The following is a 15,150-nucleotide window of genomic DNA, read 5'->3' on the forward strand; positions in this document are numbered from 1 at the left end:
GTACCACAACATGCGCTTGCAGGCTTTAAGAGAGGAGTTAGCTCATCCACGCACTACTATTCAGTTGTGTATGCTGGGCATTGTAGGGGGAACCTGCGCGGCGCTTATCATTATACTGTTTCGACTTTGTGTTGAATGGCTTCAAGAAACAGGGATATCGTCGCTTAAGTCAGTTCTTATCTATGACTGGTTAGTGTGGCTGATCATGCCGCTTATTAGTGTTGGCTTAATACTATTCATCGCTTTTCTCACCGGCTTCAAACACTACCGCTTGGGGATTCCTTTTGTTATTCACCGAGTTAAATACTATTACGGTTATGTGCCACTGAGAACAACCATAAACCAATTTTTTGGCGGCATGTTGGCCTTAGCAGGCGGGTTTGTTGTAGGGCGAGAAGGCCCATCTGTGCACATGGGGGCGTCGGGCAGTAGTTTTCTCGGGCAATGGCTTCGCTTGCCCTACAACAGTATTCGAATTCTTGCTGGCTGTGGCATTGCCGCGGGTATTTCTGCATCGTTTAATACTCCCTTTGCGGCCGTCATTTTTGTAATGGAAGTGGTGCTTCGAGAATATAAAATTCACATATTTGTACCTATCATGCTGGCTGCTGCCTGTGGTTCTGTGCTCACCCGCATCGTATTTGGAGAAGTGAATGAACTTTCGTTCCTATCGTTTAATGCGTTTAGTCAGTGGATGTATTTATATCTAGTACTCTTAGGCGTTCTACTAGGCATGCTAGCAGTATTATTTAATAGCCAACTTATGCGTGTTATGACGTGGTTCAGACCGGTTTCCATGGTGTGGCGCTTAGTACTAGCAGCTTTAATTACTGGCACAATTGGCATGTTTATTCCTGAAGCCCTTGGCGCGAATTTCATTGACGTTGAGCATTTATTTGATAGCTCCCCCGGCGCCTTATTGTTGGTTTCTACCTTGGTATTTAAGGTTATTTTAGCGGTGTTTGCTATCGGCCTTGGTATTCCCGGAGGGATCATAGGCCCTGTAATGGTTATTGGTATGCTCGCTGGTGCCGTTCTTTTATTGCCCTTGTCGTACTTTATCAACGTGCCTGAATTCACTAACAGCTTCGCACTGCTGGGTATTGCGGGAATGCTAACGGCGGTTTTACACGCGCCTCTTGCTGCACTTTCTGCGGTTATGGAGCTCTCATATAGCCCTCAAATTATTCTGCCGGCTATGTTGGTAATAGTTCCTGCATACGTGACTTCTACGCAGTTTTTTGGCAACCGCTCTATTTTCATACGCCAGCTTGACTATCAGAATCTTCCTTACGCCATTTCATCTATTCGTGAAGCGCTTGAGAAAACGGGGGTGCTTGCGGCAATGAACACCGATTACAAGCTATTTCACGATGCCCCAGAACAGGCGTTAACCAATTACTTAGAAAGCGATCCGACTAAAATTGTCATTCAAAAGTCAAAATTTGAAATAGATGTGCAGTATAAGCTGGTCCAATACAATGTAAGTTTGGAGCACGATGCTACAGCACTAAACTATTACGAAATGGAAGGGATTAGCGCGCAGTCTACCCTCCACGAAGTATACGAACATCTTAAAAACTCGCGCTCTGGCGCAGTTTATATTTACGATCAGGAGCTTAACGATATCATCGGCGTAGTAACGTGGAATATCTTGCAAAGCTTCTTACAAAAGGCACACTACTAATATGCACATTTTATGGTTTAAAGCACTGCACATCTTTTTCATGCTGGCGTGGATGGCAGGACTTTTCTATTTACCACGACTTTTCGTTTACCACGCCACGACTAAGTCTCAAATAGTTAAAGATGAATTAAAAGTCATGGAGCGCCGATTGTGGTTTTTTGTTACTCCATTCGCCTTATTAACTCTGGTATTCGGCGTAGCGCTTATTGTCAGTTACGGTGGTACATGGTTTAAGATGTCTGGGTGGCTGCATATAAAGTTGCTGTTATTGCTTGCTATTTACAGTTACCACTTCTATTTGTTTAAGTTAATGAAGCAATTCGCACGGGATGAGAATAGACACACTCCGCGCTTCTACCGCTTTTTGAATGAAGCCCCAGTGTTAATTATTCTCGCTGTCGTGTGTTTGGCCGTGGTGAAACCTCTGTAAGTCATAACCAGGCTAAATAATATAGGCAAGTATCAGCATTGTAAGGAAATTAGTACTTAAGGAATATGTACTGCTGTGTGATGTAAGAAATTTTTTAAACGTAATGTTAAGCGTGTTGTAAGCATTGCACATAGCCATCCGAGACTTGCTGTATATCGGGTTCATTGAATTGTTTTTATCGGAATGCTCATCATGGATGACAGTAATCAACACCTTAAAAATTTGTTAAAGCAAACAGATATTGCTTTTAAAGCACTAATGAGGGAGCCTGCGTCAAGGCTTTTAAATGACCAATATGAAAAAGCGAAGCTTGAGCTAGATAGCTACACAGCTTCGCTTAAACATACGTTAAATCAACGCCAGCAACGTCAACGCTGATATTAAGTTAGCGATTTGGGTATTTAAGTGACCAAAAAGTTCGACGTTTCTAGGTTACTTTGTTGAAGGTTTCAAATTGATTGGGTAACGCACCCGCTAGTTCTCCTGATAATTTAGTGTAATCTGCTAGCATCGAAGGAAGCTGTTTAACAAGCATGTTTATATTGCTTTCAAGCTGAGCTGCCTGTTTGTCGTTTCTGTAGGATAAGGCTAGGTCAATGTTGGCAAGTGTTGAAAAGAGCTTTAAACATCGAGACAGGCGAACTTCCGCAGGCTCTGTTTGCTCAGGCTCATTTTTCTGGCTGTCATTGGTATTCACTTTATTCTTTTCTACATGCTTTTCTAAATAACTCCAGGCATTTTGCCATACGGGCTCTAATTGCTTATGCACTTGTAAAAGCCCGTTCAGCCAGCTTTCTAGTTCCTTTGAAGGTCTAATCGAACCCTGCACCTTGGGCGCTACCGTTAATTCAATGGGCAAAGGAGACTTCTCCTGACGCATAAAATCTAAATGCGCGCGCAAGCCGTTCATCAGCGTATCGGCAAGCTTATCTACATCTTTGTCTACTAGGTGACTGTCACTGGACTTAATGAGCCAAGGCATCCACTGCTCGGGCATGGGAATTTCTGGAGCAGAGGCGACAGCAAAGATCATCCCATCCACATGATAAGCGTTCGGAAGCACGCTTTCGAAACCGGGGAGTGAAACGATATCTCTGATGATGTTTACTGGAAACCCGTCTTTCACCATTACCTTCCTTTTTTAATTTGCGTTCTCTTTCTCGAAACGGTAGTCTGCGCGGCCACTTTGCAGAGGGCGTATTTTCTGACCTGATATTTATTCCAAACAATTGGATTAGACACGCAGAAAAACGAGTCCTTTGCACTGGGTACGCGACAATAGGTTTAAAACCAATCTGTTACTGTATTGGTTTAGCGGTACTATTGCGTGCTCGCCCGCCTATTGTCATGATAGCAAAACTTAACTAAGAGTCGTTGCAATGGCAAAAGATAAATCAGGATATATCATCGCGGCCGCCTTCATTGGGCCAGGAACAGTAACAACTGCAAGTCTAGCGGGTGCAAACTTTGGCTTTCACCTTGTATGGGCTTTGCTTTTCTCAATATTCGCAACCATCGTTTTGCAAGACATGGCAGCCCGCCTGGGTGTAGCAAGCGGACAAGGCCTAGCCAGCGCAATGAAAAACATGGCATATAAACCTTGGCTTAAAAATGCCTTTATTGTGCTTATCATCAGTGCTATCGGCATTGGTAATGCTGCGTACGAGTCAGGTAACTTGACCGGTGCGGCTATAGGGCTAGACGCATTTATCAGCATTGGTATAGGCCCATGGGCCAGTGTTTTGGGCGCTATTGCTATAGTTTTACTTTGGTCGGGCAGCTATAAGTGGATAGAGACGGTGTTAGTGTACCTTGTCTTTATTATGGCTGGCGTATTTCTGATCACGCTGTTAGTAGCCAAACCTGATATTGCCGCTATGTTTAGTCAATTAATGTCGCCGCAGTTAAACGCTGATGCCATTACTACCGTGCTTGCACTCATTGGCACTACCATAGTGCCATATAATTTATTCCTTCATGCAAGCCTTGTTGCAAAATCATCGAAAAATCAGGATAAACAAGATGCCGTAGTAGCCTGCAGAAACCAGTCGGCCAAAGCTATTAGCATGGGTGGATTGATTACGCTTATCGTAATGGCAACAGCTATGATGGCGTTCTTTAATCAGGCAGCTACAATGGATGCTTCGAATATGGGTGAGCAGCTCAAACCGGTTTTAGGTGACAAAGCACAGTGGTTCTTTGCGCTAGGGTTATTTGCGGCCGGTTTAACCAGTGCTATAACCGCGCCTTTAGCTGCCGCTTATGCTGTAACCGGCGCCCTAGGATTATCTGATGATATGCAAAGCAAAAGTTTCAAAGCAGTTTGGTTTATCATCATCATAGTGGGAGTTAGCGTTGCAGCGCTCGGCTTTAAGCCCCTACCAGCCATTTTGTTTGCGCAGGCAACTAATGCCCTACTGCTACCTATTATCGCGATATTTTTGCTGGTCGTTATGAATAAAAGCACAGCGCTGGGTGAGTTTAGAAACACGTGGAAAAGTAACTTAGCGGGCTTTCTCGTAGTCGGCACCGTGATTGGTTTAGGTTTATACAAACTTATCGGTGTGTTTAGCTAGCGTCAAAAATGATGGCAGAGTAATTTGCTCCCTTTGTATGCCATTTGTAGTGCGCACACGCAAATAACAAAGAAATTACGTAACTAACAAACTATATGAGAAGGGCCAAAGTAATACTTTGGCCCTTTTTAATAGAGAGCGTATTTACAAAAAGTACTCTGACCCCATAATTTTTTAGCTGGCGAGGCGTTGGAGTATGTCTTGAAGCATAGATTTGCTGCAGCCAAAGTTAATTCTAAAGTGATCGGCTTTGTGGAAATCAATACCCGGTGATGGGCCTACCCCCTTCTCTTCAGCCCATTTCTGAACGTTTTCTACGCCTAGTCCGCTGGCATCTACCCATGCAAGGAAGGTGGCGTCGGCTTTTAACATTTTTAGACCGTCGATATCGTTAATGGTATTGAATACCATGTCTCTGTTTTCGCGTAAGTAGGTAAGCTGCTGCTGGTGCCAGTCGTCACACTGAGTGAACGCTGCTTCTGTTGCTGCTAAGCCCAGTACGGTTACCCAAGGCACTATACCCGCTGCCGCATTGGTAAATGCCTGGCGCAGTTGACTATTTGGTATTATGGCAAACGACGTGCCTAAACCGGCTACATTAAAAGTTTTACTGGCGGCCATTAGCGTAACACTATTTTCGGCAAGGTTAGCCTCACGGCCTGCTGGAATATGCTGCTTACCCTCATCTAAAATTAGGTCGCAGTGAATTTCATCAGAGCAAAGCTTAACATTGTTCGCGGCACAGATTTCAGCGATACGATCCAGCTCTGCTTTAGAAAGTACCGAGCCCACCGGGTTCATAGGATTACAAAGGATAAACAGCTTGCACTTAGGGTCAGCGGCTTCTTTCTCTAGCGCGTCAAAATCTAGCGTATAACGTGCCCCTTCAACATCTGAAATAGTTTCAGAACTCGTGCCGTCGGCATTTTGCACTACCGTGCTTATGTCTACCCGCTCAAGTCCATTAAGTTTTGGCGCTGCTAGCAATGGCGGGTAATTGGGCGTTTGAATAAGCACTTTATCGCCGGGCTCACAATACGCTTTACACGCAACGTTAAATGCGGGTACAACGCCTGGTGTCCACACTAGCCACTCAGGTTGTATTTCCCAATTATGCTTGTCTTTGAGCCACCTCACCACGGCCTGAATAGCACCATTGTGATGGGCTGGCAGAATATAGCCCATGTTGCCATGTTCAACATAACCAGAAATGGCATCTAAAATTGGCTGAGCACAACGAAACTCGGTATCTGCAACCCAGGCTGGAATAATGTCTTTCCCTTTATATTTTTGCCATTTAAATGAAAACGTATCTTTTCTGGGAGGGGTACTATCGAATAAGGCGTTCACACTACATCCTGTTGCTTAAAAACTTATGCCAACAGTGTAGAATTTTAACGCCCCATAAACTAGGGGCGTAAGGTGAATTAACCTAAATTTGCTATATCGAAATGTGCTTTGTTAGAGAAAAATTAACACCTTAAAACGCTCGAAGGCTAGTTGAATGTTGCCATAGGCACTGTGGCCTGATTAGGTTATGCTAACTTTCAGTGTGAATTTCAGCCAAAATAAAAATACTTCCATTGCGAAACACCCTATAGGTCTAGCAGTCCGGTTTAACCGCTGCCTTTGATTTTTGAACCAGCTCTTTCATATTCAGGGGCTTGGCCAAAAAGCCGTTCACTTGAAGTTTGCGCGCTTCCATCACGAGCTCTTTATTGGGATCTGCTGTAATAAGCAAAAAAGGAACATCCAAACCAGATGACTTACACGTTTTCAAAAGGCTAAGCCCGTCATAATCCGGCATTACTTGATCACTAATGATCAAGCTTATCGAGTCAGAGGTTTGTTGCAGCAAAAAGTCCCTTGCAAATTTACTGCGCGTAAACGGGTATACAGTAGCATCTAACTGCGTTTCCAACGCGTTGGTAATAAGGTCTAGCGTGATAGGATCATCTTCAACAACTGCTACAGAAAACACTACATTTCCCCTTTTTTAGGTCATTAGCCGTAATTATTACAATGACTTAGCTTACGAGTTAAGGCGTAAACACGTATAGATTTAAGCATAGAGTCTATAAGATTGTTTGACCACTAACCTTTGGTCGATATTTAAACTTTTTATAGCGTTTAGCTGTTACTGTGAAATAGGTAATTTGAGGGCTCACGTTGAAAAAATGTATGTGAGTAGGTGAGATTAAACCCGCCAGTGGCATTGGTAAGTGGGATAAAAAATGCCAGCAAAAGCTGGCATTTTTAAAACATTTTTAAGTCTTAGAAAATATTAAGACTTTGGTGCGCGAGACGCACGCTTACGCTCGTTTTCTGTAAGAAGTTTCTTACGAATACGAATAGATTCAGGTGTTACTTCTACTAGTTCGTCATCATCAATGAACTCAAGCGCTTGCTCAAGTGACATTTTGATTGGTGGAACTAGGGTTTGCGCTTCGTCAGTACCAGAGGCACGTACGTTCGTAAGCTGCTTACCTTTAAGGGCGTTTACAGTTAGGTCGTTGTCACGGCTGTGAATACCAATAACCATACCTTCGTACACTTCAACACCGTGACCAATAAATAGGCGACCACGCTCTTGAAGGTTAAACAGGGCGTTGGTTAGTGCTTTACCGTTTGCATTTGCGATAAGTACACCGTTTTTACGCTTACCAATAATACCACCCTTGTACGGACCATAGTGATCGAACGTGTGGTACAACAAGCCAGAACCTGATGTCATTGTCATAAAGTCTGTTTGGAAACCGATAAGACCACGGCTTGGGATAACGAAGTCGATACGTACACGACCTTTGCCATCTGGAGACATATCGGTCATTTCGGCTTTACGAAGACCTAGCTGCTCCATAATAGAGCCTTGGTGCTGCTCTTCACAGTCGATAGTTAGCGTTTCGTAAGGTTCTTGTGTTTCGCCATCAACTTCTTTCAAAATTACTTCAGGACGAGATACAGCAAGTTCGTAACCTTCACGACGCATGTTTTCGATAAGAATACCTAGGTGAAGTTCACCACGACCAGAAACGCGGAATTTATCCGGATCAGGCATTTCTTCAACACGAAGTGCTACGTTGTGCACAAGCTCGTCATTAAGACGCTCAAGAATGTTACGTGACGTTACATACTTACCTTCTTTACCCGCAAACGGAGACGTGTTTACTTGGAAGGTCATAGTTACAGTAGGCTCATCAACCGTAAGCGGAGGAAGCGCTTCAACTGTATTTTGGTCACAAATTGTGTCAGAGATCTTAAGTTCACCAAGACCTGTGATAGCAATGATATCGCCTGCGTGCGCAGATTCAACTTCATGGCGTGCTAACCCAAGATAGCCGTAAACTAAGCCAACTTTACCGTTGCGCTTTTCGCCATCAGCAGTAACAACCGTTACTTGTTGGTTTGGCTTAACTGAACCGCGCTTAACACGACCTACACCGATTACACCCACATAAGAGTTGTAATCAAGCTGAGAAATCTGCATTTGGAAAGGACCGTCAACGTCTGCATCTGGTGCAGAAACTTGCTCAACGATAGTTTCAAATAGCGCATTCATGTCTTCTTGCGGCTCGTCAGCATCGTTTGATGCCCAGCCATTTAGTGCTGATGCGTAAACAACTTGGAAGTCTAGCTGTTCATCAGTTGCACCTAGATTGTCGAACAAGTCGAAAACTTGGTCCATAACCCAATCAGGACGCGCGCCAGGCTTGTCGATTTTGTTAATAACAACAATTGGCTTCAGGCCTTGAGCAAATGCTTTTTGCGTAACGAAACGCGTTTGCGGCATTGGGCCTTCCTGCGCATCTACAAGTAGAAGTACAGAGTCAGCCATCGACATTACACGCTCTACTTCACCACCGAAGTCAGCGTGTCCTGGAGTGTCTACGATGTTAATACGGTAGTCGTTCCAGTTAATCGCTGTGTTCTTAGCTAGGATGGTGATGCCACGTTCTTTCTCGATGTCGTTCGAGTCCATTACGCGCTCTTCTTGCTCGCCTCGAGATTCAAGGGTGCCAGACTGCTGTAACAGTTTGTCTACCAGGGTGGTTTTACCGTGGTCAACGTGGGCGATGATTGCGATGTTACGCAACTTACTAATATCAGTGGTATTCATGCTTATATAGAGCCTGTGTAAATCGATGCCAACTTAATTCGGGAATCGAATAAGTCTGCATTAGATTTGTTGCAAAAAAATGCAGATAGAGAAATTTGCGCGGATTGTACAGAAAAACCTCGACGTTTGCGCATCTTTTTTTTGATGGACTTGTGTTTTAATGCTTTTCAATCGTCTGATTAACAAATAGCCAACTCTTTTGCACCGAATTGATCACATAAGGTAGCTATACGCTACAAAGTAATCTAGGCTTGTTGTCTCAAAGTAAAACTAATGCACCATAATAATGCAACACTGAACCATTATGGTTCAAAGTGATTCACAAGTAAGTGATAAAGGCCTGTCTATGCCACAGAAATCGGCATACATATAGATGGCATGATAATCGCTTCCACTTTTTCCACTGTTGGAGTGAAGCTGATCATTCCGCATTTTTACATTTAAACCTGGAGGACACGATGTCAGTAGAAAAGGCATTAGAACTGATTAAAGAAAGTGAAGCGAAATTTGTAGATTTACGTTTTACCGACACAAAGGGTAAAGAACAACACGTATCTATTCCTGCGAGCGTTGTTGATGATGAATTCTTCGAAGAAGGTAAAATGTTCGATGGTTCTTCAATTGCTGGTTGGAAAGGTATTAACGAATCAGACATGGTTCTTCTCCCAGATGCAGATAGCTGCGTTGTAGACCCTTTCGCAGAAGAAACACAAGTTAATATTCGTTGTGACATCGTTGAGCCTTCGACTATGGAAGGTTACGAGCGCGATCCACGTTCTGTAGCACGTCGCGCAGAAGAATACTTGAAATCTACAGGTATCGGCGACACATGTTTCTTCGGCCCAGAACCAGAATTTTTCCTTTTCGATGACGTTCGTTTCCATACTGATATGGCAGGTTCGTTCTACAAAATCGATTCTTCAGAAGCAAAATGGAATTCTGGCGAAGAGTTCGAAGGCGGCAACATGGCACACCGTCCTGGCGTTAAAGGCGGTTACTTCCCTGTACCTCCAGTAGACTCTGCTCACGACATCCGTGCTGCAATGTGCTTAGTTATGGAAGAGATGGGCCTAGTTATCGAAGCACATCACCATGAAGTAGCAACGGCTGGCCAGAACGAAATCGCTTGTGAATTCAACACGCTAGTTAAGAAAGCTGACGAAATCCAAATTTACAAGTATGTAGTTCACAATGTTGCACACGCATACGGTCAAACTGCTACTTTTATGCCTAAGCCTCTAGTTGGCGATAATGGTTCGGGTATGCACTGTCACCAATCTATTTCTAAAGACGGCGTAAACATCTTCGCAGGTGACAAGTACGCAGGTCTTTCTGAAGAAGCACTTTACTACATCGGCGGTATCATTAAGCACGCGCGTGCTATCAACGCATTTGCTAACGCTTCTACCAACTCATACAAGCGTCTAGTTCCTGGGTTCGAAGCACCGGTAATGCTTGCATACTCTGCACGTAACCGTTCTGCGTCTATTCGTATTCCTCATGTAACTAGCGATAAAGCGCGTCGTATCGAAGTACGTTTCCCTGACCCAACAGCTAACCCTTACCTTGCGTTCTCTGCAATGCTTATGGCTGGCCTTGACGGTATTAAGAACAAGATCCACCCTGGCGATTCAATGGATAAAGACTTGTACGATCTACCACCAGAAGAAGCGGCTGAAATCCCAACAGTTGCAAGCTCGCTAGAAATGGCGCTTGAAGCTCTTGATAACGACCGTGACTTCCTTAAAGCTGGTGGCGTTATGACTGACGACATGATTGATGCATACATCGATCTGAAGTCTGAAGAGGTAACTACACTTAACATGACTACTCACCCAGTTGAGTTTGACATGTACTACAGCGTGTAATTGCACTCTGTATAGCAATTTTTACTAAAGCCCGCTCTGCGGGCTTTTTTTATGCGCACTAATTAACTACTATCTTTTTAAGCTTATACTAATAAACCGTCTTATAGACTGCGCCGACAATGCAATAAACAAGGCATTAGTCCATAAGCGACAAGGCTATGCATAGACATTATGTAGTAAGTTAGTAAAACAAAAATACAGCAATTAGGTAACGACACGGCAAAAAACGATGCGAAACATCTGCTTAATTTCACTGCTACTTAGTAGCACTAACGGTTTGTTACCTCTGCAAGCTGCAGCGCTATATCAAGAAAATGTAGTTCAGGAAGTACAAGAAGACGAAACTGAGCTAGGTATTAAGGCGCCAGTCACAGCAGCGTCCTCTTCATCGATGACAATTTATAAAGTAGTAGGAGAGGACGGCTCTATTACTTTTACCGATAAGCCGAAAGAAAATGCAGAACCACTTGAATTTGATGGCAAAACCCAAAACGTAGTAACAGCAGCGAATGACCCCACTCCTCCTCTGAAGCCTAAAGCACCAACCCCTAACTATCGCGTAGTTTTAAAGCATCCTGCACCAGAAGCGACAATTCGCAATAACTTGGGTGAACTTACAATATCTGCGGAACAAACTGGTGCACCTAAGGCACCAATTTACCGATTAATATTTGATGACGCCCCATTTGCTAGCAATAGTTCCGGAGTTTTTAAGCTCTCCGGTATCCATCGTGGAGCACACACTTATAAAGTTGAGCTAACTAACAATACGGGCAAGACTCTTGCATCGTCTCCAATGCAAACCCTTTACCTACATCAGGCATCGGCGTTAATTAATAACTAATAGCGTGCAACCATTGTCATGTAAGCGCACCACATAGGTTCAGTGACTATTTTTTACTGAATTCTTTATTCGCGCATCGCATCGTTGCGAGCTACAATGCACAATTATGGTGCAAAGGAGACGAGCTCGGATGCATTCCACCGAGTTAGAAACACAACAGCTAATTAATAGCCTAAATACCGCATTGGTAATGGTCGATAACAAACTTACAATTGTCTATGCCAACCATGCTGGAGAGGCCCTATTTGAAACTGGATTGAAACAGCTTACCGGGCACCCACTTCAAGATTTCTTTTTGCCTGGCACAATAGAGACAACCAGACTTAAAGCCGCTATAAGAAAAGGCGAAGACTTCACCGAAAACGAAATTAAGTTAGCATTTAGAGATAACCGCTATGTTTCTGCCGACTTAACCGTCACCAATTTACATTTCGAAGACGGACCAAGGTTACTGTTCGAAGTGAAAAAGATTGATCAGCAAAAACGTATTTCTCGAGAGAATCTACAAAATGCGCAGCATTATGCCGCGCGAGAATTAGTTCGCGGTCTGGCTCACGAAATAAAGAATCCATTGGGCGGTATTCGCGGTGCTGCTCAGCTTTTAGAAAAAGAACTAACAGAAGAACACAAAGAGTTTACGCGCATGATCATTGAGCAATCTGATCGTCTGCGAAACCTAGTGGATCGACTACTCGGGCCCAATTCATTGCCTCGATTCGAAGAAAGTAACGTGCATCAAGCGCTCGAAAAGATACGCAGCTTAATGCGCTTCGACTCAGACAACCCTATAACTATAGTCCGCGACTACGACCCCAGCATTCCACCAATCATGCTAGACCCAGACATGATTCAGCAAGCTGTACTTAACATAGTCAGAAATAGCGTTCAAGCTTTAATTGAAAGCCATACGCCTAACCCTGAAATTAAGCTCATAACGCGAATAGAGCGCCAAATGACAATTCAAACGAAACGTCACGCACTAGTAGCAAAAATAAGAATTATTGATAACGGCCCAGGTATTCCGGCTGAAATCAAAGACACGCTTTTCTATCCCATGGTCACAAGCAAGCAAAATGGCTCTGGGCTGGGTTTGTCTATCTCACAAACCCTTATTAACCACCACGGCGGCAAAATAGATGTAGATAGCTACCCTGGTCACACTGAGTTCGTAATTTACATACCAATAGATCGTAAGGAGACAGACGATGACGAATGAGTCTGTGTGGATTGTCGATGATGACAGTTCTATTCGTTGGGTGCTGCAAAAGGCCTTACAAGCAGCAGATATCAGCTGCTTAAGTTTTGAAAACCCTGAAGATTTATTACTTCAACTTCAAAGCGGTCAAGCCCCTGAGGTTATCATTTCAGACATAAGAATGCCGCAAATGGACGGCATGACCTTACTGAACGAAGTGCACGCTTCGCATCCACTGCTTCCCGTAATTATTATGACGGCGCATTCTGATTTAGACAGTGCGGTAAACGCTTATCAAAAAGGGGCATTTGAATATTTGCCCAAACCTTTTGATATAGATGAAGCAGTAACATTAACTCAACGCGCGCTTGCTCATGCAAGAGAGCAATCAACCGTATCTAAAGCACAAGTCGAAGAAGTCGTAACTGAAATTATTGGTGAAGCCCCGGCAATGCAGGAGGTCTTTCGTGCTATAGGTCGACTTTCTCGTTCTTCGATAAGCGTGCTCATCAACGGCCAATCGGGTACAGGTAAAGAGCTAGTTGCGCAGGCGCTTCACAGACACAGCCCTAGAGCAAGCAACCCGTTTATTGCACTTAACATGGCTGCAATCCCCGCAGACTTAGTTGAGTCTGAACTGTTTGGCCATGAGAAAGGAGCGTTTACTGGTGCCCAAGCTGCTCGTCAGGGACGTTTTGAACAGGCTAACGGCGGTACGCTTTTCTTAGATGAAATAGGCGATATGCCGTTAGACGTGCAAACTCGCCTTTTGCGAGTACTCGCTGACGGACAGTTTTATCGCGTAGGTGGCCATCAGTCGGTAAGCGTTGATGTACGTATTATCGCAGCTACCCACCAGAATTTAGAACAGCGCGTTGCTGAAGGTAAATTTAGGGAAGATTTATTTCACCGACTGAACGTTATTCGTGTTCACCTTCCATCGCTAAACGAACGTCGTGAAGATATTCCGTTGTTAACCCGCCATTTCCTTCGCCGAGCGGCCAAAGAACTTGATGTAGAGGCGAAAAGCATTTCTAAAGAAGCTGAACGCGTTATGTCTCAGTTACCATGGCCTGGTAACGTAAGACAGTTAGAAAACGTATGCCGCTGGCTAACAGTGATGGCAAGTGGACAAGAAGTCTTACCGAGCGATCTGCCGCCAGAAATTCATAGCGATAGCAGTATTGAAAAACCTAGTGCCGAATCGGGTGATTGGCCAGATTTACTCGCCAGTTGGACAGACAAACAACTTCGCGATGGTCATCACAATATCCTTAACGATGCTATGCTGACTTTCGAACGTGTCATGCTTGAGCGGGCACTTCAACACACCCACGGCCACAAACAAGATGCCGCGAAGCGTTTAGGTTGGGGAAGAAATACTCTTACCCGTAAACTCAAGGAACTCGGCGTGAATTAACGCATAAATTCCCAAAAAGGGCACTTGCGTGCCCTTTTTAATTTCCTTTACTTATCTTCATACACCAGTATATCGCCAGGTTGGCACTGTAGATGGTGACAAATTGCTTCTAATGTTGTGAACCGAACGCCTTTAACTTTGCCGCTTTTCAATAGCGACAAGTTTGCCTCAGTTATTCCAATTTTTTTTGCCAGATCTTTAGAGCGAATTTTGCGCTTCGCCATCATAACGTCAAGGTTTACAAGAACAGGCATCACACAATCTCTTTGTTTTCTTTATCTAGCTCGGCGGCAGCGCTAAATAAGTGAACTAGCACTGGTAAGCACAACACAATAATTATTGTTATGGGGTTAAGACTTATATCGATTGAACTATTGGACACCACTAGGTAAGTGGCCACAGGCGCAACTATCATTTTATAACAGACATAAAAAACCGTAATCCAAGATACGTATTTCAAGTAACGTAACGTGGCTTTTGCATAAAAAAGCCCTCTGCTTAGTGCAAGTAAAAGGCGCTGAAGAAAATAGAATCCAAGCAACCAGCAACACATCAAAGGAGAGAAGACTACTGCTAATAAGAAATGTGATTCTTTGTACTGATGCCACAAGGCGTCAAATTGGTTGTCTCCAAAGGTCACCCGCCACTGCCCTTGTGATATAAAGCCGTAAATGGCAATCGTTAAAAAAATGCCTACAACAGCATACAGCGTCATTCGAGTAACGTGACTAACCCGTTTTAGATTTTCTATAGATTGCATGGCGCGCTCTTCTTGTCCTTTTTAGAGCAGTGTACGCCACCGCTTACCACAACACAAAAAAACCTCGTAAGACAGAAATATTTTATTACAAAACACACAATAATTACTGCAAAACGATAATTTAATATGATATATCACACTAATGAAACTCCACATTTTTGCTTTAAACGCGGTTGTCTGCGTTGGATACTGATGACGACTATGCTCATTGGACTCTCTGGATGTCGCATTTGGGACATGGCCGCTTTTCAGT

14 protein-coding genes are annotated in these 15,150 nt (G+C 43.8%); 8 read left to right on the top strand and 6 right to left on the bottom strand.

Going from position 1 to position 15,150, the window contains the following annotated elements:
• Positions 1–10: 10 nt before the first annotated feature.
• From KL866_RS00655 to KL866_RS00665, 3 genes are all read left to right on the top strand, one after another.
• Positions 11–1,687 (top strand): chloride channel protein, encoded by a 1,677-nt coding sequence (locus KL866_RS00655; RefSeq protein ID WP_025256302.1) that lies wholly within the window; start codon positions 11–13, stop codon positions 1,685–1,687.
• Position 1,688: 1 nt separating this feature from the next.
• Positions 1,689–2,117 (top strand): CopD family protein, encoded by a 429-nt coding sequence (locus tag KL866_RS00660; protein WP_214992453.1) that lies wholly within the window; start codon positions 1,689–1,691, stop codon positions 2,115–2,117.
• Positions 2,118–2,309: 192 nt separating this feature from the next.
• Positions 2,310–2,495: a hypothetical protein gene (locus KL866_RS00665; RefSeq protein ID WP_025256304.1), complete on the top strand. Its 186-nt coding sequence runs from the start codon at positions 2,310–2,312 to the stop codon at positions 2,493–2,495.
• Between the two features lie 49 nt (positions 2,496–2,544).
• Here KL866_RS00665 and KL866_RS00670 read toward each other — a convergent pair whose 3' ends face one another.
• Positions 2,545–3,246: a UPF0149 family protein gene (locus KL866_RS00670; protein WP_025256305.1), complete on the bottom strand. Its 702-nt coding sequence runs from the start codon at positions 3,244–3,246 to the stop codon at positions 2,545–2,547.
• Positions 3,247–3,496: 250 nt separating this feature from the next.
• Between KL866_RS00670 and KL866_RS00675 the strand changes: the two genes are divergently transcribed.
• Positions 3,497–4,693: an Nramp family divalent metal transporter gene (locus KL866_RS00675; protein WP_214992466.1), complete on the top strand. Its 1,197-nt coding sequence runs from the start codon at positions 3,497–3,499 to the stop codon at positions 4,691–4,693.
• A gap of 174 nt (positions 4,694–4,867) precedes the next feature.
• Here the strand turns inward: KL866_RS00675 and KL866_RS00680 are convergent, their stop codons facing one another.
• From KL866_RS00680 to typA, 3 genes are all read right to left on the bottom strand, one after another.
• Positions 4,868–6,043 (bottom strand): MalY/PatB family protein, encoded by a 1,176-nt coding sequence (locus KL866_RS00680; RefSeq protein WP_025256307.1) that lies wholly within the window; start codon positions 6,041–6,043, stop codon positions 4,868–4,870.
• A 253-nt stretch (positions 6,044–6,296) separates the two neighbouring features.
• Complete coding sequence (locus tag KL866_RS00685) at positions 6,297–6,674, bottom strand: response regulator (RefSeq protein WP_214992469.1); 378 nt, start codon at positions 6,672–6,674, stop codon at positions 6,297–6,299.
• Between the two features lie 303 nt (positions 6,675–6,977).
• Entirely contained in the window at positions 6,978–8,810 is a 1,833-nt protein-coding gene (gene typA / locus KL866_RS00690; RefSeq protein WP_025256309.1) for a translational GTPase TypA, read from the bottom strand.
• 458 nt (positions 8,811–9,268) lie between these two features.
• On the opposite strand from typA, the gene glnA reads away from it, so the two are divergent.
• The 4 genes from glnA to glnG all read left to right on the top strand — a co-directional run bounded on the left by glnA (position 9,269) and on the right by glnG (position 14,137).
• A complete protein-coding gene (glnA, locus tag KL866_RS00695) occupies positions 9,269–10,678 on the top strand; it encodes a glutamate--ammonia ligase (RefSeq protein WP_025256310.1) in 1,410 nt (469 codons plus the stop codon).
• A gap of 229 nt (positions 10,679–10,907) precedes the next feature.
• On the top strand, positions 10,908–11,522 hold the full coding sequence (locus tag KL866_RS00700; RefSeq protein ID WP_214992472.1) for a DUF4124 domain-containing protein: 615 nt from the start codon (positions 10,908–10,910) through the stop codon (positions 11,520–11,522).
• Between the two features lie 130 nt (positions 11,523–11,652).
• The gene (gene glnL, locus KL866_RS00705) at positions 11,653–12,738 is read left to right on the top strand and encodes a nitrogen regulation protein NR(II) (RefSeq protein ID WP_025256312.1); all 1,086 of its coding nucleotides are present in this window, start codon (positions 11,653–11,655) and stop codon (positions 12,736–12,738) included.
• Positions 12,728–14,137 (top strand): nitrogen regulation protein NR(I), encoded by a 1,410-nt coding sequence (gene glnG / locus KL866_RS00710; protein ID WP_025256313.1) that lies wholly within the window; start codon positions 12,728–12,730, stop codon positions 14,135–14,137. The genes glnL and glnG overlap by 11 nt, the downstream gene beginning before the upstream one ends.
• A gap of 47 nt (positions 14,138–14,184) precedes the next feature.
• Here the strand turns inward: glnG and KL866_RS00715 are convergent, their stop codons facing one another.
• Together KL866_RS00715 and KL866_RS00720 are read right to left on the bottom strand one after the other, a co-directional pair.
• On the bottom strand, positions 14,185–14,391 hold the full coding sequence (locus tag KL866_RS00715) for a helix-turn-helix transcriptional regulator (protein WP_025256314.1): 207 nt from the start codon (positions 14,389–14,391) through the stop codon (positions 14,185–14,187).
• On the bottom strand, positions 14,391–14,897 hold the full coding sequence (locus KL866_RS00720) for a DUF2975 domain-containing protein (RefSeq protein WP_034325328.1): 507 nt from the start codon (positions 14,895–14,897) through the stop codon (positions 14,391–14,393). The genes KL866_RS00715 and KL866_RS00720 overlap by 1 nt, the downstream gene beginning before the upstream one ends.
• Positions 14,898–15,150: the final 253 nt, after the last annotated feature.

Source organism: Alteromonas sp. ALT199 (genome assembly GCF_018619335.1).
GTDB lineage: Bacteria > Pseudomonadota > Gammaproteobacteria > Enterobacterales > Alteromonadaceae > Alteromonas.